The organism is Acidianus sp. HS-5 (genome assembly GCF_021655615.1).
Lineage (GTDB): Archaea > Thermoproteota > Thermoprotei_A > Sulfolobales > Sulfolobaceae > Acidianus.
Genome location: NZ_AP025245.1, coordinates 1,466,715 through 1,491,413 on the forward strand (window position 1 = coordinate 1,466,715; position 24,699 = coordinate 1,491,413).

The 24,699-nt window shown below is 37.8% G+C and carries 26 protein-coding genes; 14 read left to right on the forward strand and 12 right to left on the reverse strand.

Annotation, left to right across the window (positions count from 1 at the left end):
- Positions 1-13 precede the first annotated feature (13 nt).
- The 4 genes from HS5_RS07920 to HS5_RS07930 are packed head-to-tail and all read right to left on the reverse strand — an operon-like array spanning position 14 to position 1,800.
- Positions 14-433: a hypothetical protein gene (locus HS5_RS07920; protein WP_236750763.1), complete on the reverse strand. Its 420-nt coding sequence runs from the start codon at positions 431-433 to the stop codon at positions 14-16.
- Between the two features lie 45 nt (positions 434-478).
- Positions 479-661: a hypothetical protein gene (locus HS5_RS07925; protein WP_236750765.1), complete on the reverse strand. Its 183-nt coding sequence runs from the start codon at positions 659-661 to the stop codon at positions 479-481.
- 37 nt (positions 662-698) lie between these two features.
- The gene (locus HS5_RS14510; RefSeq protein ID WP_256445532.1) at positions 699-824 is read right to left on the reverse strand and encodes a hypothetical protein; all 126 of its coding nucleotides are present in this window, start codon (positions 822-824) and stop codon (positions 699-701) included.
- A gap of 1 nt (position 825) precedes the next feature.
- Positions 826-1,800: a Rieske 2Fe-2S domain-containing protein gene (locus HS5_RS07930; protein ID WP_236753499.1), complete on the reverse strand. Its 975-nt coding sequence runs from the start codon at positions 1,798-1,800 to the stop codon at positions 826-828.
- Positions 1,801-2,034: 234 nt separating this feature from the next.
- Between HS5_RS07930 and soxA the strand changes: the two genes are divergently transcribed.
- The 3 genes from soxA to soxC are packed head-to-tail and all read left to right on the forward strand — an operon-like array spanning position 2,035 to position 5,781.
- The gene (soxA, locus tag HS5_RS07935; protein WP_236750767.1) at positions 2,035-2,556 is read left to right on the forward strand and encodes a proton pump complex quinol oxidase subunit SoxA; all 522 of its coding nucleotides are present in this window, start codon (positions 2,035-2,037) and stop codon (positions 2,554-2,556) included.
- The gene (gene soxB, locus HS5_RS07940; protein ID WP_236750769.1) at positions 2,557-4,116 is read left to right on the forward strand and encodes a proton pump complex quinol oxidase subunit SoxB; all 1,560 of its coding nucleotides are present in this window, start codon (positions 2,557-2,559) and stop codon (positions 4,114-4,116) included.
- A 3-nt stretch (positions 4,117-4,119) separates the two neighbouring features.
- Positions 4,120-5,781: a proton pump complex cytochrome B SoxC gene (gene soxC / locus HS5_RS07945; RefSeq protein WP_236750770.1), complete on the forward strand. Its 1,662-nt coding sequence runs from the start codon at positions 4,120-4,122 to the stop codon at positions 5,779-5,781.
- A gap of 94 nt (positions 5,782-5,875) precedes the next feature.
- On the opposite strand, the gene HS5_RS07950 is transcribed toward soxC, so the two are convergent.
- Positions 5,876-7,045, reverse strand: coding sequence for an ATP-binding protein (locus HS5_RS07950; RefSeq protein ID WP_236750772.1), 1,170 nt, complete (start codon positions 7,043-7,045; stop codon positions 5,876-5,878).
- Between the two features lie 699 nt (positions 7,046-7,744).
- Between HS5_RS07950 and HS5_RS07955 the strand changes: the two genes are divergently transcribed.
- The 3 genes from HS5_RS07955 (at position 7,745) to HS5_RS07965 (ending at position 12,047) form a co-directional block, all read left to right on the forward strand.
- On the forward strand, positions 7,745-8,950 hold the full coding sequence (locus tag HS5_RS07955; protein ID WP_236750774.1) for an MFS transporter: 1,206 nt from the start codon (positions 7,745-7,747) through the stop codon (positions 8,948-8,950).
- A gap of 216 nt (positions 8,951-9,166) precedes the next feature.
- Positions 9,167-10,378, forward strand: coding sequence for a hypothetical protein (locus tag HS5_RS07960; protein ID WP_236750776.1), 1,212 nt, complete (start codon positions 9,167-9,169; stop codon positions 10,376-10,378).
- 31 nt (positions 10,379-10,409) lie between these two features.
- A complete protein-coding gene (locus HS5_RS07965) occupies positions 10,410-12,047 on the forward strand; it encodes an AAA family ATPase (protein ID WP_236750778.1) in 1,638 nt (545 codons plus the stop codon).
- Positions 12,048-12,072: 25 nt separating this feature from the next.
- On the opposite strand, the gene HS5_RS14515 is transcribed toward HS5_RS07965, so the two are convergent.
- Both HS5_RS14515 and HS5_RS07970 read right to left on the reverse strand, forming a co-directional pair.
- Positions 12,073-12,198: a hypothetical protein gene (locus HS5_RS14515; protein ID WP_256445533.1), complete on the reverse strand. Its 126-nt coding sequence runs from the start codon at positions 12,196-12,198 to the stop codon at positions 12,073-12,075.
- A gap of 278 nt (positions 12,199-12,476) precedes the next feature.
- Positions 12,477-14,354 (reverse strand): DUF2075 domain-containing protein, encoded by a 1,878-nt coding sequence (locus HS5_RS07970; RefSeq protein WP_236750780.1) that lies wholly within the window; start codon positions 14,352-14,354, stop codon positions 12,477-12,479.
- A gap of 475 nt (positions 14,355-14,829) precedes the next feature.
- Here HS5_RS07970 and HS5_RS07975 point away from each other — a divergent pair, with 475 nt between their 5' ends.
- Positions 14,830-15,393, forward strand: a complete 564-nt coding sequence (locus tag HS5_RS07975) for a hypothetical protein (protein ID WP_236750782.1) — start codon at positions 14,830-14,832, stop codon at positions 15,391-15,393.
- A gap of 393 nt (positions 15,394-15,786) precedes the next feature.
- On the opposite strand, the gene HS5_RS07980 is transcribed toward HS5_RS07975, so the two are convergent.
- The 4 genes from HS5_RS07980 to HS5_RS07995 form a co-directional block, all read right to left on the reverse strand.
- On the reverse strand, positions 15,787-16,182 hold the full coding sequence (locus HS5_RS07980) for a type II toxin-antitoxin system VapC family toxin (protein WP_346729561.1): 396 nt from the start codon (positions 16,180-16,182) through the stop codon (positions 15,787-15,789).
- Positions 16,166-16,387: a hypothetical protein gene (locus HS5_RS07985; RefSeq protein WP_236750784.1), complete on the reverse strand. Its 222-nt coding sequence runs from the start codon at positions 16,385-16,387 to the stop codon at positions 16,166-16,168. The genes HS5_RS07980 and HS5_RS07985 overlap by 17 nt, the downstream gene beginning before the upstream one ends.
- A gap of 367 nt (positions 16,388-16,754) precedes the next feature.
- On the reverse strand, positions 16,755-17,129 hold the full coding sequence (locus HS5_RS07990) for a type II toxin-antitoxin system VapC family toxin (protein ID WP_236750786.1): 375 nt from the start codon (positions 17,127-17,129) through the stop codon (positions 16,755-16,757).
- Positions 17,095-17,349: an antitoxin VapB family protein gene (locus tag HS5_RS07995; protein ID WP_236750788.1), complete on the reverse strand. Its 255-nt coding sequence runs from the start codon at positions 17,347-17,349 to the stop codon at positions 17,095-17,097. The genes HS5_RS07990 and HS5_RS07995 overlap by 35 nt, the downstream gene beginning before the upstream one ends.
- Before the next feature lie 203 nt (positions 17,350-17,552).
- Between HS5_RS07995 and HS5_RS08000 the strand changes: the two genes are divergently transcribed.
- From HS5_RS08000 to HS5_RS08015, 4 genes are all read left to right on the forward strand, one after another.
- On the forward strand, positions 17,553-18,359 hold the full coding sequence (locus HS5_RS08000) for an amidohydrolase family protein (protein ID WP_236750790.1): 807 nt from the start codon (positions 17,553-17,555) through the stop codon (positions 18,357-18,359).
- 502 nt (positions 18,360-18,861) lie between these two features.
- Positions 18,862-19,713, forward strand: coding sequence for an apolipoprotein A1/A4/E family protein (locus HS5_RS08005; RefSeq protein WP_236750792.1), 852 nt, complete (start codon positions 18,862-18,864; stop codon positions 19,711-19,713).
- Positions 19,714-19,975: 262 nt separating this feature from the next.
- Positions 19,976-20,209, forward strand: coding sequence for an AbrB/MazE/SpoVT family DNA-binding domain-containing protein (locus HS5_RS08010; RefSeq protein ID WP_236750794.1), 234 nt, complete (start codon positions 19,976-19,978; stop codon positions 20,207-20,209).
- Entirely contained in the window at positions 20,194-20,625 is a 432-nt protein-coding gene (locus HS5_RS08015) for a PIN domain-containing protein (protein WP_236750796.1), read from the forward strand. The genes HS5_RS08010 and HS5_RS08015 overlap by 16 nt, the downstream gene beginning before the upstream one ends.
- A 41-nt stretch (positions 20,626-20,666) precedes the next feature.
- Here HS5_RS08015 and HS5_RS08020 read toward each other — a convergent pair whose 3' ends face one another.
- On the reverse strand, positions 20,667-21,158 hold the full coding sequence (locus HS5_RS08020) for a PaREP1 family protein (RefSeq protein WP_236750798.1): 492 nt from the start codon (positions 21,156-21,158) through the stop codon (positions 20,667-20,669).
- Positions 21,159-21,291: 133 nt separating this feature from the next.
- On the opposite strand from HS5_RS08020, the gene HS5_RS08025 reads away from it, so the two are divergent.
- Genes HS5_RS08025 through HS5_RS08035 form a run of 3 tightly spaced genes read left to right on the forward strand, consistent with a single transcriptional unit; the run spans position 21,292 to position 24,671 of the window.
- The gene (locus HS5_RS08025; RefSeq protein WP_236750799.1) at positions 21,292-22,266 is read left to right on the forward strand and encodes an FAD-binding oxidoreductase; all 975 of its coding nucleotides are present in this window, start codon (positions 21,292-21,294) and stop codon (positions 22,264-22,266) included.
- Positions 22,267-22,323: 57 nt separating this feature from the next.
- Positions 22,324-23,694 carry an FAD-linked oxidase C-terminal domain-containing protein gene (locus HS5_RS08030; protein ID WP_236750800.1) on the forward strand — a complete coding sequence of 457 codons (1,371 nt, stop codon included), beginning with the start codon at positions 22,324-22,326 and terminating at the stop codon, positions 23,692-23,694.
- A complete protein-coding gene (locus HS5_RS08035; protein WP_236750801.1) occupies positions 23,685-24,671 on the forward strand; it encodes a (Fe-S)-binding protein in 987 nt (328 codons plus the stop codon). Before HS5_RS08030 ends, HS5_RS08035 begins: the two co-directional genes overlap by 10 nt.
- Positions 24,672-24,699: the final 28 nt, after the last annotated feature.

Below are 24,699 nucleotides of genomic sequence, written 5' to 3' on the forward strand. Positions count from 1 at the left end.
AATTAAAAAAGATTTATCTTCTTAAAGAATAAAAGAATATTGCCGAAGTAAACGCTATCGTAAACACGAACCCGGTGCCCATTCCTATTGCGTAGCAGGGAGTAGAAAATCCTCCGAAGTAAAACAGTCCCTCAAAAGCCGCGGCCAAAACTGATATAATGTCGAGGACTGCAAGAATTCTTAAAGTGAAATTACCGCTCCTAGTTGTAGAACCGTATAAGGAGATTGCTAAGATAACGTCAAAAGCCGCTGCGTAAATGTGCGCAGTTATAGGATAACCTAACAGCGGTAATTTGTACACTGCAATCCCCATTCCCGCAACGTATGTTATTATTAGTGTAAAAAGCTCTCCTAAAGCTAGGGCTGGCGTATAGTAATGTCTGGAGAAAGTTCCAGTCATGTTTTCGTACATATTTAGTAACTTGGAGCTCATCATGGTATTTATCGAATTTAAACTTAAAAAGTCTATTTTCAAAAATCAGTAAAAATCTTTGAAGAAGATAAGGAAAAACGATAAAGAGGCTAGGATAATGTAGATGGCTGCATCGATTATAGTAGTCGCCTCTGCTCCTATGACTGACGGTAACAGGAAGTCAAGAGGAATTGATATAATGAAAAAGAATATCATGGAGATTATTACGAGGTTAAGTCTTAAATTCATAAAAACATATAAAAATAAAGTAACTTATAAGATTTTCTTATAAAAGGCTTGCAATAAGGTTTACTGGAGAGGAGTCCCAAAGTATTGTATAAATAATGAAAGCCGCTAAAGCCGCAGTAGCTACGAAAATTAAGGAAACTATTGCTAAGCCCAGCCTGCTCACTTCACCCACCCCCGAAAGGATCACCGTCGTCTTGAGTTTGAGTATAACAATTAGTTGGCTTTTTACCTTTAGAAAGTATTAATTTAGGGCATTCCGTCTTTTCATCATATGAATCTAAGTATGCAGCACCTTCTAAGTCTGAAGTGTGGTCCATAATTGGTGGAGCCTTAGTGTTCATTGAGACAGCATATAGGTAGTCAGTACTGGAATCCCAGTATAGCTGAACGTAAGGTAAAGGTCTAACTGTAGGTCCTGTTATTACTGCAGCGCCATGCCACGGATCGTATGTAGAACCGTGACAGTCACAGTGGATAACGCTCTTTGCATTGGCACTCAATGCTGCTTGATACGCTGAAGGCGGTAGGAAGTCTGGAACTACTCCTCCTGGCTTAAAATACTGCGGTGGATAAAAGTGTATTTCTGGAGGAGTGCAACCTAAATGCTGGCAAATTGCGCTGTAGGCTACTATTGATTTGTAAGGACCTACTCCACCTGGGAAATGGTAAGTCTTCCCGGTCTGAGGTATGAGGACTTCCGTAGGCTTTATTTCCACCGGTTTATCGTTCTCGTCTCCCATATTAAGAAGGAAGGTGATATCACCTAGCATTGGATACTCAAAAAGGAGGATTTCAGGATTGTTTACGGGGATCTTGGAAGCCTCTATGGGAACTCCATCAGAATTAACTATAACCATCCAAGGAAACTTCTTCAAAGTTACTACCTCGGGGTTAAGAGAATTTATAAGAGGTACTGCAGAGGCAACTGCAACTACACCAATTCCAATAAGAAGACCTTTCAGAAAAGCCCTCCTGGCAGGGTCTAGAGGTCCAACGTTCTTTTCCGCATAATCGAACAAGTAATCTTTACCCTCTTTCATGAACCTCTTTTCATCAAACTTAGTATTCCGCATCTTCCACAGAAGCTTCTTAGCGAAGATAAAGTCCTCTCTCTTTATTATTACTTTAACTGGGTTCATCATGATCAACTATTTTTTATGATAATAAAAACTTTTCTACTTTACTTATATTAACTTATTTGCGCATATAGAAGCAATTTTGAAAAATAAAAAAGTTTTAACAACTTTAATCTGCTTATTCAAACTAAATATATTAAATTTAGAAAAGTTTATTACTTAATATAATCATGAAGTTATTGAAAACTTCATAGTTATTAAAAATAATGTTTATAAGTTAGCTAAGTAAGAAATATCATGATAAAAATGATAGATAAAATAAAGGAACACGCAGAGTTGAGCTGGTTCATAGTGATGATGATACTCGTAGCAGTATTCGTAGCTTGGAACATAAGAGGAGTTATAACGGGTAGCAGTACAAGTTACAGATACGGTCTACCTCTCTTCTCAGGAATGCCTAAAGATGCTCAGAGTGCAGTAAAGTACTTCGAAGCACATCCGCCCAAGAACGGTTCCTGTGAAGTAATTAACGGAATATTAGTAGTAAATATGACTGTAACTCAGCCTAACGGTTTTCATCCTAACGTGATAAGGGCGAAACCAGGAGAACAAATAGCAATAATCCTAAACTCACCGCAAGTCATTACGGGATTCTTCTTAAGACTTCCAGACGGCGTAGTTAATGTAAACGCCGTGCCTGGCTACGTAAGTTACGTTTACTTCGTTGCCCCCACTTCACCCGGAAATTACACTTGGAGAGAACCAGAATTCGCTTGTTATAATTACTCATATTGGACTGGAACGCTAGAGGTGAGCTGAATGGGTTTACAAGCTTTACTAAATAAAATTCTGAAGATTATAAAGGTAGACCTAAGCGAATTTAAAGAGAGAGCGGCAAAAATAGTCCTTCCTAAGGACACCTTGGGGGTAGTCTGGCTTTACTTACTTGGAGGAATAGCTTGGCTAATAATTTTAGGAACTGCTGCAATGAACATGAGGACTTACTTAGTTTACAACCAAAACTCTCCTCAAGTAGGAGTAATTTATTACACAATGCTGACAATCCACGGCTGGTCGGCAATGTTAGGTTTAGTACCAGACGCTGCACTAGGAATAATAGCTTATTCAATGTACAAATCCGGGTTAAACATAGTTCACGTTAAGCAGATAACCGCAATGTTCTGGGCATCAAATTTAGGCTTAGCTTTTGCACTATTCGGAGGCCCGGACATGGGCTGGTACATGTATCCCCCTCTAGCAATAGAGGATAATTCCCTCTTCCAGGCTTTTAGGCTTTACCACGGCGCAATGATGGGTGCAGGGTATTTAGCACTTGCAGTGAACAGTGCTGCAGCCTCAATAGCTTCAATTATACTGGTAGTTGATGCTGTGCAGACAAAACCGAAGGACAAGAAAATCAATATATTCGCAGCTTACGGTGTTGCTTTTTCATTAATAATTGCGCTAACCCTACCTGCATTGACTGCATCAGAACTGTGGTACGTTTTAGCAATATGGGGCTCAGTGAAACTTGATCCTCTGCTCTGGGTAATACTCTTCTGGTTCTACGGACATCCCGTGGTTTATTACGTTCCATTCCCGCTCTTCGGAGCTTTATATTATTACATACCCATTTACGCAGGAAGGCGTCTATACAGTGAAAAGTGGGCAAGGTGGAACATCTTCCTCCTAGCAATAGGTTCAATGTTAATATGGGTTCATCACTTGCAGACCTTTCCACTTCCAGTTTGCCTAAGGGCATGGATAACCGTCTCAACTTTAGTCTTAGCTTCCGGCTCTGGCTTAACTGTCCTTAATCTGGGGTTAACAATACTCTCCTCGAGGGGATATAATTGGAGGGATCCAATAGGCATGGCTTTCCTCGTAGCTTTAATAGGTTTCATAATAGGAGGAGTACAAGCATTACCCCTTCCAATAAACCTCATAAATGGAGTAGTCCACAATACCTATTACGTAGTAGGGCACTTTCACTTAATAATCTGGACATTAATCTTAGTGGGCTTTACAGGAGTCTTCCTTGATTTGCTAAAGAGTACTAATCCTTCACTTAACTTCAGCCTTAAGGCCAGGAAATTAATGCTTGCAGGACTATTATGGTGGACAGCCCCATTCGTAACAATAGGGTATTTAATGAGCATAGAAGGTTACCTGGGCTTAATAAGGAGAGTAATAGCTTATCCTGTAATGTTCGTACCTTATATGGAGTTAATATCCTTCTTAGCAGAGATAGGAATTCCGGGATTAGTTTTAACAATCTCGACTGCTCTAGGAGAATTTGTTAAGAGCGGAATTACGACTTCCACTTCAGTCTCCTTAAGTTCCTCTCCACCCGGTGTAATGGTAAAGAGGAGGCGATGAGAAATGGAGGAGAAGAAAGGATTTTTAGATTCAATTTTGGACAGGATAGGAATAAATGAAGCGCCGCTTTTTAGGACTCCTGACTACATGTATAATGTTTCATACTGGCTAGGTGCATTAGTTACAGCGTCCTTTGCTTACACAGTAATTACTGGGCTTATCTTGCTTTTACTTTACGAACCTGCTGCAGCATATTGCTCAACACAAAACATAATTTACCACATACCTTACGGTCCGGTACTTTTATTCAGCCACCTCTACGGAGCTTACATAATGATAGTTTTAGTTTATATACACATGTTCAGAAACTTCTTTAAGGGAGCATATAAGAAACCTAGGGAATTACAGTGGGTCACCGGAGTCCTTTTGTTAGCATTAACTTTAGGTGCTTCCTTCTTCGGTTACAGCTTAGTAGGGGATGTGTTAGGGATTGATGCGGTAGATATAGGTTCGTCTCTCCTGATAGGTACGGGCTTCCCCGGTGCAACTACGATAGTAGGCTGGCTCTTCGGTCCAGGGATAGATGCCGTTCAATCGAGTAATCCCATAGTAAGAAGCGAATTCTTCGATAGAATACTTGGCTGGCACATAATAATGGTTGCGCTAATAGGACTCCTCTTCGGTTTCCATCTGCTCCTAGCAGAAAGATACGGAATGACACCTTCCGCGAAGGAGAAACCGAGAGTTCCAGCATACTACACTAAGCAGGAACAAGAGAAGTTTAACGCTTGGTGGCCCAGAAACTTAGTTTACATGTTGTCCATAGTGTTAATGACTTGGGGAGTTATATTAATTGTCCCTAACGTTTTATCAAACATAAACGGCGCAACAATCTTCGGGCACAAGATTACCTTACCCTTGGTAATTAACCCGTTCCCTGCACCTCAAGCCTTTACTACTGCCGCTGAGCATACAGCGCCTTACCCGCCGTGGTTCTTCCTCTTCCTTTACAAATTTGTTGACTTCCTATTACCTAACGGTTTACCTCTATTACCGTCAATGGTAATTGCGGTACTGGTCATAGGACTTGTAGTGTTAATGTTAATTCCGTTCTTTGAGAACAGCGAATTTATGTTCATAAGCAGTAGGAAGTTCTGGACGTGGGTAATGTCTGTATTAGCTTATTCCTTAGTTGCCCTATCTATCTGGGGTTACCTAGATCCTGGAGTACCTGCACCTTTCACCCAGCAGGCTGAGATTATAGGAATACCCGCATTAATCCTTGCTATTATAATTTACCTCCTACCGAGTAAGAAGAAGCAGAGCGCGAGTGTAGTAAAGCCTTCCGGGCCACTATCAATACTTGGCACTTCAGTTTCAGTGCTATTGTTTGCGGGCACTTTAGGAGACTTCCTGCTATATCCTTCCCTACTAGGGCTTTTGATGTTGCTACCTTTAGGAGTATTAGTTTACCATTATGTAATAAAGATGGTTAGATTGATTAATTCAACGACAATTGGAGGCGGAGGTTACGCATTTACTAAGAAGGCTGCCTTTGTAGGCATTCCGGTTATATTCGTTATAACCATATTCCTCTTTGCATTGTTGACAAGAATACCCAGCGTGGGAATACAGAGCACATATGCGGGAATCGATTTAGGAGTAATACTATTCCTCTGGGGATACGCAATTAACTTATACCATTATTTAGTATATCATAAATGATTTTTTCTTTTTCCTTAATGTTTAGTTGAATCCTTCTCAGATTGTGGATTTCGTCGTCTAAATTTCACGTATCATTAGATAAACCCTGACTTTGTTACTTTTCATTTTTAAGTATATCCTTTGCTGCTAATACTAGTCCATTCCTATCTGGCTCGTCATTAGGTAAAGTATACTCTTCTCCTTCCTTTTCTAAGAATCCTAAGTTTACCAGTCTATTTAGGATTTCGTAAACCCTCGGTTCAGGGACTTCCTCAATAAGGGAATTAACCACTTTGTTAACTTCACTAAGCTCTCCCTTACCTCCTAGCCTATCAAGCGAAATAACTACAGCGGAATACCTCTCAGGTGACTGAGTAGATAATAGAAAGTCCTTAAACTCCCTCCTCACTTCCTCTATTGCCATCATCTCTATTTCGTTGATATCTGCCTTCTCTCCATGTTTTACTCTAAAAGAGTACTCAGCACCAAAGAACGTAAGCCAACCGGGTATACCGTCAAACCTCCTTACTGCCTCATTTATTACCTCTTCCTTGACCTCTATTCCTTCCTCCTTAAACCCCTTGATTAAGAAATCCTTAGATTTCTCTTCATCAAACCTCTCTACTTTTATTTTTCTAATAAACCTGCCGAAAAACGGCTTTTCATATTCCAATCCTTTTAACATATTTTCTACTAACCCGACCATACTTCCAGTGAATATTACCGTAGTATTTTTACAATAATCATAAACATCGTGGAAAATAGAGGGGAAATTTATTCCGTTAACTTTCATTAACTCTTGAGCCTCATCAAATACTATAACAAGCCCCTTCTTATTGTCCTTTGCTAGCTCGTCTAGTTCTTTCACTACTGAAGAAATATCCTCACTTCTGAACTTCTTAAGTTTAGGTCTTATTTTCACTAAACTGAACTCTAAAAAGGACTTTTCATCTATTCCTAGAATATTCGAAATAAACCTAATTACTCTTCCTCCCATTGTGTATTTCCTGACTACTTCGTTCACGCTTTCTAAAAATAGCCCCATGAACTGAGATCGTGGATATTTCTTCTTTTTAGGGTCGTAAATCCTCATTAGGTTTACCTTAACTACTATATAGTTTGGGTCATTTACTGCCACGTTAACTATGCTTGTTTTCCCCAACCTCCTCATGCCGTAAACTGTCAACCAAACTTTCCTTTCTATACTTTCCTTTATTTCATCGACTTCCTTATCCCTATCGTAAAGGTCCTTCCTCTCCTCTTTAGGTTTTACGTCAAAAAGCATTTTACGCCTCCGTAATTATTACGGCGCCGTAACATAAAAACTTACTGTGAGAACTTTAAGCTAAGATGATGAGTTGACGCTAAAAAATAATGCAAATTGTATTTGAATTCCTAATAGATATATTTTACATTATCAATTTTCGTCAGTAAATTTATAATCTCTCTATGTGAATTTGTCTAGACTAAAAATGAGAAAGAAGTATATAATGGTGATTTCAAATATTAGCTTCTACAGAGCAAGCTCACCAAAAAAATATGTACAACACAAAATACTCTTACTAAGATGTAACGTCCTAGTAAACGGAACTTCCTGCATGTTCACAGATTAATCTAACTTCCTTGGCATATGATAATTTTACTGGGTATTTATACGTAGTAAACTGTGCTTAATTTATGTATTTAATCCCTATAATTTCACCTTCATTTACTATATACCCGTAAAAAGCAGTCTACATCGATAGTAGTTAACTTAACTAACGGTTACTTATACATAGCAGAATCAGGTTATATTCGTATTATTAACCCATTTACAAAGATGGTAACAAAATAGTATATACGCTGGAGGAAACCTTGCAGACTGACATTAAGCAACTCAGGGTACATTTTATTACGTATTTCCTCTTCTACGTTGTTGTCTCTCTATATTAACTTATCATAAAATATATGAAAAATTTATATTCTTTCCTTACTTTCCTATATTATGCAGGGAAAAACACTCCTCATAAGCCTACTAATTGCATTTTTCCTAGGAGGGTTAGAATTAACAATTGCCGGGACAATGGGGAACCTAATTGCTTGTTCATTACATTGTAAAAATATAACCTACTTCCTCCTGTTCTCCTACTTACTAGGCTCAGTTTTAGGTTCCTTCTCCTTCGGTTACTTAGTTGACAAACTAGGAAGAAAAAGGACACTTGAGATAGGGCTTCTAATTTTCGTGGTGTCAAGCGTACTCCTTTCATTTTCCTTCCTTCCCATAATGGTGCTCTCACTCCTATTCATACAAGGCTTTGCAATAGGAGGAGATAGCGTAGCGGCAGGGCCGATGGTTATAGAGAACTTAACGTATAGAGGAAAGGCATTCGTAGTACTCTCAACGACTTGGTTTTTAGGAGATTTCGTTGCGGCTTTCTTGGGAATTATCTTGACTTCAGCGTTTTCTTACGAAGCTTGGAGAGTGAGTTTCGCGATAGCTGGAGTCCTAGTTATTCCCTTTGCTATAATAAGGTTCTTTATAAAGGAAAGCGAAGTGTGGCAAAAATACGGTAAAAGGAAAGTCAAGATAGGGAAAGGAGTAAGGCTACTCTCAGTCCTACTCTTGGTTTCAGTAATTGACACAATCATAAGTTACGCCTTCCCATTCGTGCTATTGCCGGACTTCATATCTCCTTATTTAGGCTTTTCTACCATACAGGGAGTCGACTTCGTGGACGAGGCGATAATATCTGCAACGTTAGCTTCCATCGTTGGTGGGTTCACTGTAGTAGTTTTCCTCATAGACAAACTAAAGAGGAAGACTGCAATGATAATTGGGCATGCATACATGCTTACCGCATTCGTCCTCATGACGTTGGCGGTTCTATTTAAGAGTCCCTTGGGGGTAATAATAATCTTCGGTGTGCTCTCCTTCCTATCTCCTTTAGGGATGTTCGCAGTTTCCTTAGTTGCGATAGAGGCATTTCCCGCATCCATTAGAGGGAAAGTGTCTGGGGTAATTTCGGGAGTTTCTAGCGTTTTCTCTGCAGTTACTCCAATTATCATTTTCTCTTTAGCTTCAAAGGTAAACGTAGTTGAGAGCACTGCGTTCCTTGCCGGGTTAGTTGGAGTAGCAGTAGCTTCACTATTTTCAATAAATACGATAAGCGGTAGTGAGAGCATAGAGGAGATTGAGAACGCGTGGAAATAGTAGTTGAGATATGAGTTTTATTTAAATTATTTCTGAAGCGCTTTATTTTTCTAATCTCATAACACAGTTAGAACTTTATTTATGATTATATTACTAGTAATTAAAAGAGTACACACTTTGTTTTTATTCATAATGTAATCGGCTCTTCCTACAACAATTTTGACGATAGGTCTTCAAGACTAGGACTTTAAATACTATTTATTTTAATTAATTCATGTGAAGAAAAGGGATAGAGAACTTTTGGAAAAAGTGGGCAAATATTACCTGCAATACAAGGAAATAATAGATATAGATAAGCTTCTCTCAACCTTTAGGGGGACTCAGGAAATACCCGTGAGTGATTTCACTCTTTCTTATATTTACTATTACATAATGTATATAGTTACGAAAGACGCAGTAAGATCTGCAGAAATGGCAAGAAGGAGTAAACTAACCTATAGGGAGTTTGCAGTAGAGTACTCACAAGATCTCTACGGAGAGCTTAACGTAGGCCTTACAGTTCCCGTATATCCAGTAGGTTTAGTTGCGTATTACACTTTTACAGAAGGATATAATGCCCCGGAGTACGCTGTATTAGGTTATCTACTTAGGAGGATCTATTCAATAGTTAAAGGAAAAAGAGAGAAAATAACAGTTTCTACTCCTCCTCTGAAGTACTTTAATTTTCTTGACGAGTTTAACAAGGAGCTCTCTAAATTAGAAGAGGTTAAAGAATATTTTCCAGAAGGTTACTATAGATGTCCCTCATATACTGACCCAGACTGGCTTACTAGGGCTTACAAATCTTACTTCCTTGCGGAAAAGCTAGAGAGTATTAAGGTAGGAATGAAGAAAAAAGGAGGAGAAGAAGAAAAGGTAAACAAAGATTTAATAAAATTCATGATGTGGAAATTATATGAGCTTTATACTTTTTATTTAGTAGCAAAATACCTTGAGTCAAAAGGGTATGAGATAAAGAAAGAAGGAGAAGAATACATTGCTAAAAAGGGGGATAAGTACATCAGCTTAGTATTTAACGCCCCGCTTCCCCACTCTTCATTAATTAAAGTTGACGAGGAAGAAAGTATAGATAAATATAAGGGCAGGCCAGACATTTCAGTAGTTCAAGGAAGGCCTATAATCTTTGAATGCAAATACTCTACTAGAGTAAGTTACATTACCATGGGCAGGTTCAAAATAATGGCTTATACTTACGAATACAACCCATTAACTGCAGTTTTAGTATATCCTGGGCTGGAGACTGAGGAAACTGACGTAGACAGTGAGGACGGTGCAACAAGGAGATTAGATTATATAACTAAAAAGAAGGACGGGTTACTCAATTTCGAATACAATAATCATGTTCTTTACATGATGATAATTGACCCGCTAGTTGAGGACGAAGAGAATCTCTCTAGGATAGATAGACTCCTTGGAAAATACGTGTAAATATATATAGTAAAAAGTAGAACTTCCTTATATGTACGGAGAATGGCTTACACCGAGAGAAACCTTTACTAAATTGTTGAGCTTTTCTGATGAAGCGGTTAATACGTTTCTCAATTATGTACAGAGTGGAAATTTCGTTCCATGCCTTTTCATAGGTTCGAAAGACCATTGGATAGAGTCGATAAAGTACTCTTTTCAAGGAGAGATAGGATATACCTTATGGGGATCTGCTGATAGATCGTCGATTTCTGGAATTTTAAAGAGATATCAGGAAGTATATTTAAATAATGATAAGAATAAATATATTCCAGATATCAATAAAATTCTTATTTCAATAATGCATATGACAGGCTCTGGGATAATAGGATTTGGTGCAGTAACCGACGTAGAGATGGACGCTGCTAGGAACTTTAAAGGATGGAAAGAATCTGGAAAGTTCTGGGTGTTAAGATTTAGGATAAAAGTCTTCTGGCTTCACGATAGTATAAGGAAAAACGCTGATATAAACGCATGGAGCGGAGAAAATTACGAACTAAAAGGAACGAACTCTCAAGCTAACATGTGCTACAGCCAAGAAAATAAGGACGCTATAGATAGTTTCGCAAAATTTATTCTATCAAAAAAAGACGAAATTAAACCTACACTCGATTTTTATTTAGGCTTATTGAATAACAGATCTAAGGAGGTAACAGAAACCAAGGAACCTACAAAGGAAATTATGTGTAAAGGGTCTGGTAAAATAAACGTAGACGACCTATATCTTCCTCCAGATACCTTAGATCTAATTTTAAGCTCGATCAAGAAGACTAATGTACTTTTAGTAGGACCCCCTGGTACAGGTAAGACAAGCATAGCTATAAGAGTCACAAAGTCCCTCACTGGGAGTGAAGATTGTTATGAAGTAGCTACTGCAAATTCATTGTGGTTCAGGAGGAACTTAGTAGGCGGAGAAAGCATAAGGGAAGGTAATGTAATATGGAAGAGTGGACTCTTTATTCAGGCTTATGTAAATGCAGCTAAAGTCAAAGAGGGTAATTATTTTCTCATAATAGATGAGATAAATAGGGCCGACGTTGATAAGGCATTTGGGGAATTAATAACAATATTCTCAAGTCCTTCTCCTAAAGACTGGACAATACCGCGTGCATTGATAGACGAAATAAAGAGCTACGGAAATAATATAGATGATATGGCTAGGGAATTTTTAAGGATTTATGAGGAGCTAAAGAAACAGGATAAGGAAAGAGAGCCGCTTGAAAGGATGAGGATAATTGCAACAATGAATTTAGTAGACGCAAGAAATCTATTTTATATAGGAGACGCATTAGCTAGAAGGTTTGTGATTATTAATTTTGAGTATCCAGAAGGGACAGAAGACCTGGATAAAATTATTAATAACTATAATCTAACAGAAGAGGAGAAAAATAAGGTAAGAATTTTAATAAAATGCTTAAGAGAAAAATTGAAAAATGAAAAAGAAAATCTAATTAAGTTTAATGTATCTCCAGCGAGCATTAAAACCGCACTTGATGTTTATTCCTCTCTAGAGAATAGAGGAGTAGAAAAGTTTATTGAAGTACTAAGGGCTGCTTTAGGTACTTTAGATCAGAGAAATATAAGTAAGGTTGTAAATATCTTGAACGGTTGCAAATCACAAGAAAAATTATAAAATCAGTTATTTATTAAAAATCTATTTAATTTCCTTTATTTTTATTCTTCTTTCTATCTTCTAAATCCTGCAGTACCTCGTTCATTATCTCCTCTGACGGAAAAGAGACTAGTATTCCATTTATCTTTTTTATTATCATGTTTAATGACATAAAATAAGATATTGGGTCGGTAGAATGAAAGTTTTATGTTAAGCTTTTAATGGGGGAGATTAATGGCTCCATTGTGAATCGTAATTTATGAACAATATAAAAGTATTAACAGGATTAAGCATGAATTCCCTTTTATAAACCGTTATTACTCAATTAAATTCATCTTAATTTTTGAAATATAGTGAATTCGCAATGGAAATCTGAATGGCCCGCAAATTCTTACTGTTAGTTGCACACTCCTATTGAGAAAAATAGTTTTTAGATAGAGGTGCTGTCGTTTAAATTTTGTCTTTTCTAATACGTGATTCTACGAACTCCCTAGTTCCGCCATCTAAAAAGTAAACATATACTCCTTTCCTGCCTCTGGTAAGTAATACCCTATATGTATTTTTTAGCTTATCTAAGACGTCTTTCGGTTTTTTCCTATTTATTGCGGGATCTGCAGAATTTTCTTGGTGTGCTTCCCATTCCCCCTTTTCCCAGTTGTATATTAGATCCTTACACCATATTACGCCTACATAATCGAATTCAAAACCTTGAATAGTATATATACTTCCTACTTGTGTTACTCCTGCAGGATCGTAAGCCCAAAGAGGTGCAGGCGGGACTCCTTCGGCCAACTTCTTTCCAATATCCTTAGCCTCCCATGTAGCTTTAAATATTTTCCCATCATCATAATTTATTACTATATCCTGCGGCAGAGTACCGTCCAGATTAGGATCGTTCCACTTCCAACAGAAACCTGCAACTAATCTCGCTGAATTGGGTTTCTGCTTATTTTTAGCTATTATCTCCTGTCTAAGGCTTTCTGGGTCGTCAAATATCTTAAATTCCACACCGAAGCTTTCAGTGTAATATTCTACCTCATTATTTTCTATACCTAGTAGATTATCGACCCATTTTATATATTCCTGAGAACCGCTAGATCTAAATTGCGTCTTAAGTGTAATTTTGTACACCTCGGCATTGTATTTCTTTGCAGTATATTCTATCAGTTTAGAATTTCCTACCTCTTCCGGCCTTACTATCTGGTAAGGATCTAGGAAGAAAACCCCTACTCTGGCTACCCTTATTAACTCCTCTATCTGCGGATAACTAGACCCCTTAGAGAACCGCGTATTACTTCTCTCCCTTATTCTGTGTGCCTCGTCAGCTATAAGTACGTCAAAAAGATCGGTACCTTTTTCGGCGTCTGTTGAAAAACTATTAAAGTATCTAAATAAAGAATTTTTATCTACTATCTTCCTTAATGTTGTAGTAAACGCCTTAGAGCCGGTAGCGTGAAAAACTGTATAACCTTGTTTCATAACTTCTGCCATTAACTTCAAGGCTATTACAGATTTACCCGTACCAGGCCCTCCTTCTATTATTATTACTGCTTTTTTGCCTTCTTTAAGTAAGCTTAAGACTTTATCATACACGGCTATCTGATCGTCTATTAACGTGAATCTATCTATAAAGAGGGTAAGATTTTTACTTTTTAACACTTTCTCCAACTCTTCGATAAGTCCCTTCTGCGGGGCTATTTTAGAGGTTATAAACTTATTAAACACCTCTTCCCCGCTTCCGTAATTTATCTGAGAAATTAAATTTCGTAGTCTATCTCTTGTATTTATATCGAATAGTTGATACTGATTAAGGATCTTAGAGAACCTTGAATCGTAAAGATAATCAATACGTGCATTATAAGTATAGGAGACTCCTTTCATATCGTTCTGGCGAGCAAAACTTAATATGTCCTTAAGATATTCTACGTAACCCTTAACTTGAATTGACGGATGTAACACATCTTCCCAGCCCTGTCCTATATTAACTCTAACATAATCATCAGAAAAAGACTGTTTAGCGTCAGTCCATCCTTTCATCTCTATTATTATCGCCGCTTCTTTTCCATCCCTTTTCTTACCGAAGATCACGTAATCTACCCTAGATGAGGAATAAGGCAAAGATAGCTCAGCTACGATATAGATATTACTTAAGCCTTTAACTAAAGATAATAATGCCTTACTGCTTCCAATCCAAGAATTAATTTCACTCTGTGAAGGTTTATATCCAAATTCTAGGTAAAAATTATGTTTTAGTATCTCTACGTAATCTCCACTACTTACGTCTCTACTGAACTTATCTGTAGCGTTGGCATATAGATATCTTATCATATTAGTAATACCAGTTTTAAGATAAAAAGCTTTAAAATCATAAATAAAATCAGTGTGTTTCATCTTGGTAATTGTAAGGGGGTGTAGATAACATTTTATTGTTATTATTCAATTTTTTAAGACTTTAAATTATAAGATATTTCCTTTAAGGGTGATAATTATGCAGAGGTTATTATTTACTTTTATACGATTAGTATTATTTCAAATATAAAGAATTATAATAAAAAATTTAGATAAAAATAAGATATTTTTATTTACTCTATTTGATATATATATAATAATATGTCAAATTCTATCTAACATGTTATACTCTTCTTACTTAAGTAGGCCTAGTTTAAAGTAGTTCTTTCACTTGAAAGATGTATATTATGTTAAGCGAGGCTATATTATAATCAATTGTAGTATTAAAAGCATCTAGTAAGTAGGTTATTTTTAGGCTCTTATCTTATATACTTCTTATTAAATAAGGAAGTATGTGAAGCTAAGAAAAAGAGACCTAGCATTACTTAGTAGTGTTGCCAAATACTATCTCCAATATAAAGACGTTTTTAATCTAAACGACATTCTTAATATCTTTGAAGGGACTGAAGAATTACCGGTGGATAATTATACGCTTTCTTACATCTACTATTACATATTATACATTTTAACAAAAGAGGCTTTAGATTCTGCAGAAAAAGCCAAAAAGGACAGGTTAACGTACAGGGAATTCTCCATTGAGTATTCGCAAGAGCTATTAGGCGAACTAAGCATTGATAGAACAATACAAGTTCATCACTTAGGCTTAGTAGCATATCACACGTATGTAGAAGGCGTTAATGCGCCGGAGTTTTTGGTATTCGGTTATTTACTAAGGAGAATTTACGAAATAATCAAGGAAAAAAAGACGACAAGTATCTCTAACCCTGTAAAGTACTTCGATTTTGTAAAGGATTTTGACAGAGCCTTTAACGCCCTAGAAAAGGTAAAGGACGAGTTTCCGGAAGGCTACTATAGGGACGAGGTTTACACGGATCCTGAATGGCTTAAGAGGGAATGATGTCACTCTAAGAGATCGAGTTAGGCGTCGTTAACACTACTAAGAAACGTTTCAATAAGGGTTTATCACTTAAAAAGCGACGCTTTTCGATCTCTAAATATAGAACACCCATGTAACTACCAAATAACCTCAATTCTTTGTTACGAGTAAATCGCAGGTAAGTATTTTCACGTTAAGTTTCATTGCAGCCTATATACTTATTGCGTCTTCCTCCTCATCTACTTTCTCTTCTGCAGACTAAGGAGAAAGAATGCATCATTAAATGCTTATTTAATGAGATACGATACAACAAATCCAATATAATATTACTAAAACTAGAATAAGACGATTACCTACTTTCATCTTAAGGTAACTTTGTAAGGCTTCCTTGAATTACTAACACTAGGTGCTTTATTAGTAAAGCTCGGCTTTAACGTATTTTAAAGCTACCTCGTACTGCTTCTTGTCTGCGGTTACAAGCTTCTCTTTCCTGTCCTCTGCTAACGCTATATAAAGTGAATCATAGATTGGTATTTTTTCGTTAATTGAAACCTCCATAGCTCTCTGTAAAAAATTGGTACTTTTATGAATTATTAATAATTGGGGTAAGATGTCTTTAACTGCTTTTAAAGCTACTATTGAATCTTCATGTTTCATTATACCTAATAATGACGACTTCCTCCATATGGAAGTTTCAATAAGTGCAAGATCTAATGTTTCTCCTTCCCTTAATAATTTCTCTAACTTTTCCCATCCCGGTTCCTTAGTAATTATCTTAACCAGTATTGAGGCGTCAATTATTATCCCTATCTTCCGTCACCAATTTCGCACCTATCGGTTCGGTTTCAGGTAATGATGAGATTATCTCGTGCAATTTCCTCATAGCCTCTTCCTTTTTTAGCTCCTCGATTCTCTTTCTTATAAACTCCTCTATTTCCTCGTTCCACTTTATGTCGTACTTTTCCATCTCCTCTCTCAATTCCTTGTCTATTCTTAAACTGTATACGGTCTTCATAATACTACGTATATATGTGTGTATATAAACCTTATTTGCTTCTTAAAAGAGGTAGTCATAACTGACCCCTTGTAGATGCTTCGTTTTTGTGGCCGTACAATTATTATGGCGGGGCGCCTCTCTCCTTTATGAAAGTGGTCTTGTCCAGGACTTCTAGGCTATCTTGTATCTCGTCTGCTTGTGCAGATCCAAGGAGGAATTGCATATCTTCTTCCAATAGAGCCTATGGTTTCTCTCAATGCTTCACAATAGCGTCCTACTTCTTTTATCATACCAGCTTTAAACGCATAAATTTAAAGAGAAATACGCAGGATTTTACCATATTATACGTGATCAAATGACTGCAGAGCGGGTTTATCAATTAAAGCTATTTTTCAATTAGGAGTTTCAATTCCTTAAACTCTTCTTTCACTTTTAAAAAGTCGGCGTCCTTAGTAACTAACGTTAAATCCCTATTTATAGCTTGAGCTGCCATTATTATATCAAAAGAACCTAGTTTTCCTTTATCCTTTAACGTTCTGTAAATCCTAGAAGCTAAGATTGAGTCCTTCCTTGTTACATTTAATATTTTAAATCCAGATAGAAAGTCTAGTATTTCCTTCTCTCTGACCTTTCCTAGTAATAACTCAAAGACGCTTAGCGAGCTTACGTAGAAGTCCTCTGACTTATTTATAATTTCCTTTACTCTGGCGTTACCTTTTAAGTATTCAATAATTCCCGAGCTTTCTAGCAAGATCTTCATCAGTCTTCTTCCTCATTTCCTCAATCTCCTTATACAGTTCATTAGCCTCTTCTTTGCTAAGTATCCCGAAGTACTTTTCAATTTTCTTTCTCCTAAGGCTTAAGGACTCTTCGATAAGTTCTTCAATGGCATCACTGAAGCTTTTGTCTCCTTTAATCTCGAGGAGCTTCTCGTATACGTCGTCCCTTATCATTATAGTTTTCATACATACTATATACATGCTATAGGCAAATAAGCTTTCAGCGGAGGGATCACGTGCATAGTTGAAAATTTCCTCTCAGGTAAGTGACGTTTTAATCAGTTCAAGTCTATAGATGCTCCATTCACTTTAAATTTTGACTTTTAAATGTCGAAAGCCGGAAGAAGAAAAATAGCCTTAGTAAGGCTCAGAAGTAATTTATTATCCTAGGCTGAAAATACATTGTGATAGACTTTCATTTCCATGCTCCAGTAAAGGAGTTTTTAGATTTTCTAGGTGAATTTGCAGAACCCGCTATAAAATACTTTAACGCTAAAGTGGAGGTTAAAGGACTAAAGGAGACCCTAGACTACTACGAGAGTTTAGGAATAAAGAGGTTTGTAGTACTCCCAATAGACTCTACAACCTTTCTGGGGAGGAGGATCCCGAACGATGTCGTTAAGGTTGATGACAGGATAATAAGGTTTATATCCGTAGATCCGTTAAAACAGAATGCGATAGAGGAGCTTAAGAGTGCGATAAAAGAATTTGAGCCAGTAGGGGTTAAGTTACATCCTCAGTTGCAGGGCTTTCATCCTTTGGATGAGAGAGCGCTAAGACTTTATGAAATAATAGATAATCACGCTCTTACAGTCGTCTTCCACACGGGAACATCAGGAATTGGTGCAGGCGTTAAGTCCGACATAAGGTTAGATTACGGTAGGCCTATCTATTTCGACGAAATAGCCGTAAGGTTTAAGAACATGAAGATAGTTTTAGCTCACTTCGGTTGGCCGTGGACTGAAGAAGCAATAGCTATTTCCCAGCATAAACCTAACGTCTATCTAGATTTATCAGGTTGGGCTCCTAAATACATACCAGACGTTATATGGAAGAACGCTAAAAGGCTCAGCAATAAGCTTATCTTCGGTTCTGATTTTCCTTTAATAAGCCCGGAGAGGTGGATTAAGGAGTTTAACGACGTGAATATAAGTCAAGATGTAAAGGACAAGATACTGAAGTACAATGCCGAAAAGCTAATTTCAAGTTAAGCGTTAGTTTTTTGAGTACAACTTTTTGCTGTGTACTTCAATTTAGATTTCAATCCCATTTTTATTAAATTTATGAGTGAATTAAAAGTGATTAACCTTGGTAAAATTGGACAAACTCTAGTGGAAATGTTAGTTACCATTAAAGTTCAACTGAACGCAAAAAGCACAGCCTTATGACTTAGTAATTTCTTCGACCTCTTTCAATATCTCCTTTCCCCTCTCGTTAAGGATGAGGTTTGCTAACGCCTTAATAAAATCAGTAATCCACTTCCTTGCATCGTCCTCCGAGGTAATTGGGGAATATTCTCCAGCCTTATCGTAACCTAAGTATGAAAAGACGCTTCAGTTTTTATCAAAGTCGTTGTAAAACTTACTTTTAATTTCACGTAAGATTTTTTACGAGCTCAACTACGCAACGGGGCAAGTCTGTTATCCTAGGGGCAGCGCGTAATACGTAAGGTGACTTAACAAACTATTTAACCCTTTTGACTAATTTTCTCTTATGGAGGACGTTATTAGGAAGTGGTTTGACGATTACCTTTTAAGGATAGCCGAGAAAATAAAGAGCGGGCAAGAATTGACTAATTCTGAGATTCTTATTGTACTCAGTTATATTACTGGAGCGACTCAAGGCGGGCTGAAGAAAGAGATAAGGAAAACCAAGGAAGAACTAATTGCCAGCGATGAAAAGTTGAGAAACGAATTAACGGGCTACATTGATAAGACAAGGAAGGAACTCCTGGAAAATGACGATAAATTGAAGAAGGAATTAATAGAGTACATAGACAAGACAAAGAAGGAGTTGTTAGAGAGCGATGATAAGGTTAAGAAGGAGTTAATAGACTATGTTGATAAAACAAAGGCTGAATTGTTGACCAACGACGAGAGGATAAAGAACGAGCTGATAAGTTACGTTAATAAGGTAAAGGAGGAATTGCTAGCTAACGATGAGAAGATTAAGAATGAGCTATTGACGAGTAACGAGAAGGTGAAGCATGAACTTATAACAAGGATAGAAGCTTATAGGAGTGATCAAGGGCTTATAGCTGAAGAGTTATACATAAACAGCTTTAAGGGCAGCTTAAAGGACTCCGGTGAGAAGATAGTAAACATTTATAGGCACTACGAAACGTCTGCAGGAGAAGTAGACGCACTAGTGGAGACCGAGAAGAGGGTTTACGTAGTAGAGGTGAAATTAAAGGCTGAGGAGAAGGACGTTGACGAACTTTTGAATAAAGTGAAAGAAGTTGAGAAGGAATTTCAAGGGAAGGAGATCGTCCCTGTCCTCACTGGGGCAAAGATAGGTAAAAATGTGAGGGGATACGCAAAGGGAATGGGCGTTAAAGTGTTCTGAGTTAATTTTTAGAGCTAGTTAATTCTTTATAGATAGTAATAAAGATAGGTATTAACACTAGAGAAATTGAAACACTTAGAGTTATACTAAAATTTGTCATTAAGCTATGATTCTCTAGTTTGCTATTTTTATGCAGCAACCCTTAATCGATTTATTCAATAACTTTTCTATTAATTAAAGAGATTACTCGTTCTAGTGATAAGAACCGTTTGGAGAGGTCTATGTAAGTTAAACTTTTTAGTTAAACTTTTTAGTTAAACTTATGGAAGCCACAACCAAAGTGAATAAGAAAGGTATAATAATAATCCCTAAGGGGATAAGGGAAGAAATAGGTTTAAAGGAGGGTGACCTTGTGATGATAAGAGTTGAGGAGAATAAAATCGTAATCGAAAAAGTTGATCTATGGGAAAAAGTATGGAAGTGTTGTAAGGGATCTGCAGAAGAGGCTGAAAGGGAATTAGATGAGGAGGAGGAAAAGTTTTGGCAGAAAAGGTAGTGGTGGACACGTATGCGTTACTCTCAATGGCTTTCGGAGAGTTGACTAAGAAAGCAGAGGAGGTTATGCTTAATATAAGATCAAGGAAAATAGAGGGAATAATAACACCTGCTATTGCATTTGAATTTACTGTACATTGGTTAAGAGGAAGGATACCTGCATTAAAATCGTCATCTGAGGTAAGGAGTTTCCTCCAATCCTATTTTAGTGTTGTAGATTTATCTTTTGAAGACTTCATAGAAGGTGCTAAGATAAAGGTTGAAGGTGATAAAATTGCCTCAACTATAGGAAGAACGTTAAGTATAGTAGACGCAATAAGTATACAGACTGCAAAGAAACTTAAAGCAAAGATCCTTACGGGCGATAAGGATTTAACACTTGTTGCAAATAAGATGGGGATTGAGGTTATTTGGTAATTAACTTAGGATATTCAAGTTCCCTTAAGCATTAGCTAAGCTTACTTATTAACAATCTCATTGACTTCTTTCAATATCTCCTTTCCCCTCTCGTTAAGGATGAGGTTTGCTAACGCCTTAATAAAATCAGTAATCCACTTCCTTGCATCGTCCTCCGAGGTAATTGGGGAATATTCTCCAGCCTTATCGTAACCTAAATATGAAAAAACGTGAAGGGCCATCGCCTGTTTTGCAAGGTCTGAGATGTCCGGGAATTCTTTCTCCATAAGGGAAGAGTAATAAAGTAACCTATTTGTTGGAGCGGTAAAACCTACCTTATAGAAAAACTTCCTCTCCTTTTCTTGCAGTGCTGAGGAAAAACTTGAGTGATTTATGCTTATTATCCCGCTTAGTAATTCCTTAAATCCTAAGAACGCCTTGCCTGCAGAATTCCTCAACTTTCCCTGCTTTAGAAGCTCTAAGGAGATTAAAGCTTCATCGATGCTCTCTCCTATTCTTAGCTCACCGTACTTTTTAATGTCTTTTTCGCTCATTATGTAACTTTATGTCTAGTGAGTATTAATCTTATCTCGAATCGAAAAGCGGTTTTTGAGCTGTGGAATTTCCAGTAGTTTAAATTGTTTAAATAAGCATAAACTCTATAAATTACCGCGTGTGTATCTATACATGGGCTGGGTTGACGAAATAGGGAAAATTAGCGAAGCAAGAGAAGGCTTAAACTCTGCAGACGTTAAGACTGAAATCGTAGTTTTACCTTCAACTTATGAGGAAGTAGCTGAAATAGTAAAGTTTGCCTTAAAGACGGGAATATCTATCTACCCTTTCAGTAAGAATAAGCACCACATAGGTAGTAAGGTTAAGGCAAATATAGGCTTAAGTTTGGAGAAACTTAACAAGGTACTTACAATCTCGGAAGAAGACCTTTACGTTACAGTACACGCTGGAGCAGACTTTAAGTTAGTAAACGAGGAGCTAAAGTCTCACGGTTTACAAATCCCGTTCATATACACGGGGTCTGTAGGAGGCTTTGCCTCAACTAACCTTCCATCAATCTTAACCTGGTACGGTTATCCCAAGGAATGGCTTTTAGGGGCAAAAATAGTTACCGGATTGGGAGAGGTAATAAAGAGCGGTGGGAATACTACAAAGTTTTCCAGCGGATATAAGATATGGAAAGTTCTTTCGGGTTCACTGGGCTGGTTAGGGATATACCTAGAGCTGAACATAAGGCTTGTTCCTTACCAAGACTTCCACTTTGAGGAAGTTAATAAAGTGAACTTTAGTTCTAGGCCTTTAGGTGTCGTGGGAATAAAAAGTGAGGGAACGAAGATTTACGAGATAAGGAAAGGAAAAGGGATGAAGATAGAGATACCGGAGAACTTTGATGCTTCAATAGTTACAGTGAGGGGAAAAGAGATAGACACACTCAAGGAGATTGAAGGAGAATACTGTGTAGCTTACTACGGGAGCGGTTTAATAAGGTGCATAGGTGTTAACGTTGAAAGACTTAGGAGGAGTGGGTATACTGTAATAATTGAAAGGAATTGCGGAGAGGACTGTTTTGGTTATAGTTATGAGACATTGAATCTGCTGAAGAAGAGTTTAGACCCTAACGGGGTTTTCTTTGGTGTGTTCAGATAGTTGTAGATAGTAAGCGCAAAAAGAAATCCTTATTTATTCTCTTTCTCTCTATAAACTATGGAAGAGGAACTGAGGAAAATAGTCGGCGACCGTTGGGTAATTACCAATGAAGATAAATTGCTTTATTCCTTTGACGGCTTTACTGCAGTTTCCGGGAACCCTTCAATGGTAGTGCTTCCGGGGAGTGAGGAAGAGACTGTCGAAGTTATCAGATTTTTAATATCTAGAGGGAAAGAATTCATAGTCAGAGGCTCTGGGACGAGCTTAAGTGGTGCTACAATACCTTTAGGAGGAGAAGTTGTAGTTTCAATGACCAGGCTTAACAAAGTGTATTGGGCAGAAGGGCTTGAAATAGAGGTAGGCCCGGGAATTGCAAATATAATGGTTACTAGAAGCTCACCTTCGGACTTATTTTATGCTCCAGACCCTTCAAGTTATGTAGTATCCTCAATTGGAGGAAACATTTCCCACGACTCCGGAGGAATACATGTAATAAAGTACGGCCCTACTTTCAACAGCGTTATCTCAATAAAGGTGATCCTTCCTAACGGTAGGATTGAGGAATTTAAACCTTCGCCGTTCTTTAATCCTACATCAATATTTATAGGAGCAGAAGGGACATTGGGTGCAATACTTAGAGCTAGGTTGAGACTTTTCCCAAAGCCTAAAGAGAGGAAGACAGTAATAGGAATATTCAAAGACGTGGAGTCTGCCTCTCAAGCCGTAATAAACATGTTTAAAGCTGGGATAATTCCTTCCGCTCTGGAAATGATGGATAAGAGCTCTGTAGGAGTTGTGGAAAAAAGTAGGTATAAAGCTGGGTTACCTCTAGCTAACATTTTATTGGTTGAACTTGACGGGGAGAATGTAAAGGAAGAGTTCGAGAAAGTGGTTGCAGTAATTAAGGGACTTGACGGAGAGTACACTGTCCCAGAAGATGATAGTAAGTATTGGAACGCTAGAAAAGGAGCCTTCCCTGCAATGGGAGTAGTATCTCCTGCATATTTAACTTTGGATTGTAATGTACCCAGAAAGATACTGCCAAAAATAATGGGAAGGATTGAGGAGATCTCTAAGGAGAAAGGAGTTATGATAGCTAACGTCTTCCATGCAGGTGACGGAAACCTTCACCCTTTAATACCTTATAACCCTGAGAATAAGGAAAGCTTGAAGAAAGCTTTAGAGGCCGGAAGTGAGATAACCTTGCTTGCAATAGAGATGGGAGGAGTCCCTTCGGGAGAGCACGGAATAGGTCTTGAAAAGGTAAAGTTCCTTGAGAAGTATTACTCAGAGACTGACATTGAAGTCATGGACAGGCTAAGAAAGACCTTTGACCCTAAAGGTCTGCTTAACCCTTGCAAGTCCATAATAAAGGATAAGTGCAGCCCGGAAAATGAGGTAGTGAGGTGGATGTGGGAATGGGACTAGAGAAGTGCGTTCACTGCGGTTTCTGTCTAGAATCTTGCCCTACTTACGTTATAACTAGGTCTGAAATACACTCTCCAAGAGGGAGGATACTTGCGGTAAAGCTGGGAATACCTAGCGAAGGGCTTGAAACTTGCGTATTCTGTAGGAGATGTGAGGCTTCATGTCCAAGCGGTGTAGAATACGGTGATGCGATATCCTCAGTAAGGAAGGCTGATCCACTAAGGAAGGCAGTACATAAAATTCTTGAGAATCCTTCTCTCCTATATGCTTCGCTTAAGATTGCAAGGTACTCCACAAGCGGATTCATGTACAGATTATCAAGATTTATTCCGGAAGTTAACCCTCCGCTCTCGATAAGCAGTAAGGATGCTCAGTTAATCCTTTTCCCCGGCTGTATTACCTCTGTAGTGTTTAGAAAAACTGTAGAAAAAGCTTACAACTATCTGAGTAAGTACTTTAAAGTGAGTATTTATAACGGCTGTTGCGGTCTTCCTCATTACGCTGAGGGAGATAAGGAAAGGGCAATAAAGATAGCAGAGAAACTGAAGGATGAATTTAAAGGTAAAGTAGTGGTCTCACTTTCCTCAAACTGTACTGCACATATGAAGGAGATGGGCATTGACGTTTACGACTTTTCAGAATTTCTTGCAAAAAGAGACCTTCCTCTGCCTAAAATCGATATGGAAGTTACAGTACACGATCCCTGTCACGCAAACCTTGTGGGTATAACTAAGTATAATAGGGAAGTGCTGAAGAAGATGGGAGTAAAAATAAGGGAAATGGAAGATCCTTCATTTGAGTGCGGTGCAGGTGGTTCTTACTTTGTCTTTCAGGCAGATCTCTCTGATAAAATAATGAAGGCAAAGGAAGAAAAAGTCAAGAAGAGCGGTGCAAACGTAGTAGTTTCAACCAATCCTTCATGCAGTTTAGCTATAATGAAGTACAGCAGAGTAGTCCATATTGCAGATTTGCTTTAGAGACTGAGAGTATTCTCTGAGGGCTTCA

Excerpts from the sequence above, each read along its gene's own strand:
- HS5_RS07920 (WP_236750763.1), bottom strand. The coding sequence starts at position 433 with ATGAGCTCCAAGTTACTAAATATGTACGAAAACATGACTGGAACTTTC.
- HS5_RS07925 (WP_236750765.1), bottom strand. The coding sequence starts at position 661 with ATGAATTTAAGACTTAACCTCGTAATAATCTCCATGATATTCTTTTTC.
- HS5_RS07930 (WP_236753499.1), bottom strand. The coding sequence starts at position 1,800 with ATGAACCCAGTTAAAGTAATAATAAAGAGAGAGGACTTTATCTTCGCT.
- soxA (WP_236750767.1), top strand. The coding sequence starts at position 2,035 with ATGATAAAAATGATAGATAAAATAAAGGAACACGCAGAGTTGAGCTGG.
- soxB (WP_236750769.1), top strand. The coding sequence starts at position 2,557 with ATGGGTTTACAAGCTTTACTAAATAAAATTCTGAAGATTATAAAGGTA.
- soxC (WP_236750770.1), top strand. The coding sequence starts at position 4,120 with ATGGAGGAGAAGAAAGGATTTTTAGATTCAATTTTGGACAGGATAGGA.
- HS5_RS07950 (WP_236750772.1), bottom strand. The coding sequence starts at position 7,045 with ATGCTTTTTGACGTAAAACCTAAAGAGGAGAGGAAGGACCTTTACGAT.
- HS5_RS07955 (WP_236750774.1), top strand. The coding sequence starts at position 7,745 with ATGCAGGGAAAAACACTCCTCATAAGCCTACTAATTGCATTTTTCCTA.
- HS5_RS07965 (WP_236750778.1), top strand. The coding sequence starts at position 10,410 with ATGTACGGAGAATGGCTTACACCGAGAGAAACCTTTACTAAATTGTTG.
- HS5_RS14515 (WP_256445533.1), bottom strand. The coding sequence starts at position 12,198 with ATGTCATTAAACATGATAATAAAAAAGATAAATGGAATACTAGTCTCT.
- HS5_RS07970 (WP_236750780.1), bottom strand. The coding sequence starts at position 14,354 with ATGATAAGATATCTATATGCCAACGCTACAGATAAGTTCAGTAGAGAC.
- HS5_RS07985 (WP_236750784.1), bottom strand. The coding sequence starts at position 16,387 with ATGAAGACCGTATACAGTTTAAGAATAGACAAGGAATTGAGAGAGGAG.
- HS5_RS07990 (WP_236750786.1), bottom strand. The coding sequence starts at position 17,129 with ATGAAGATCTTGCTAGAAAGCTCGGGAATTATTGAATACTTAAAAGGT.
- HS5_RS07995 (WP_236750788.1), bottom strand. The coding sequence starts at position 17,349 with ATGTATATAGTATGTATGAAAACTATAATGATAAGGGACGACGTATAC.
- HS5_RS08005 (WP_236750792.1), top strand. The coding sequence starts at position 18,862 with ATGGAGGACGTTATTAGGAAGTGGTTTGACGATTACCTTTTAAGGATA.
- HS5_RS08010 (WP_236750794.1), top strand. The coding sequence starts at position 19,976 with ATGGAAGCCACAACCAAAGTGAATAAGAAAGGTATAATAATAATCCCT.
- HS5_RS08020 (WP_236750798.1), bottom strand. The coding sequence starts at position 21,158 with ATGAGCGAAAAAGACATTAAAAAGTACGGTGAGCTAAGAATAGGAGAG.
- HS5_RS08025 (WP_236750799.1), top strand. The coding sequence starts at position 21,292 with ATGGGCTGGGTTGACGAAATAGGGAAAATTAGCGAAGCAAGAGAAGGC.
- HS5_RS08030 (WP_236750800.1), top strand. The coding sequence starts at position 22,324 with ATGGAAGAGGAACTGAGGAAAATAGTCGGCGACCGTTGGGTAATTACC.
- HS5_RS08035 (WP_236750801.1), top strand. The coding sequence starts at position 23,685 with ATGGGACTAGAGAAGTGCGTTCACTGCGGTTTCTGTCTAGAATCTTGC.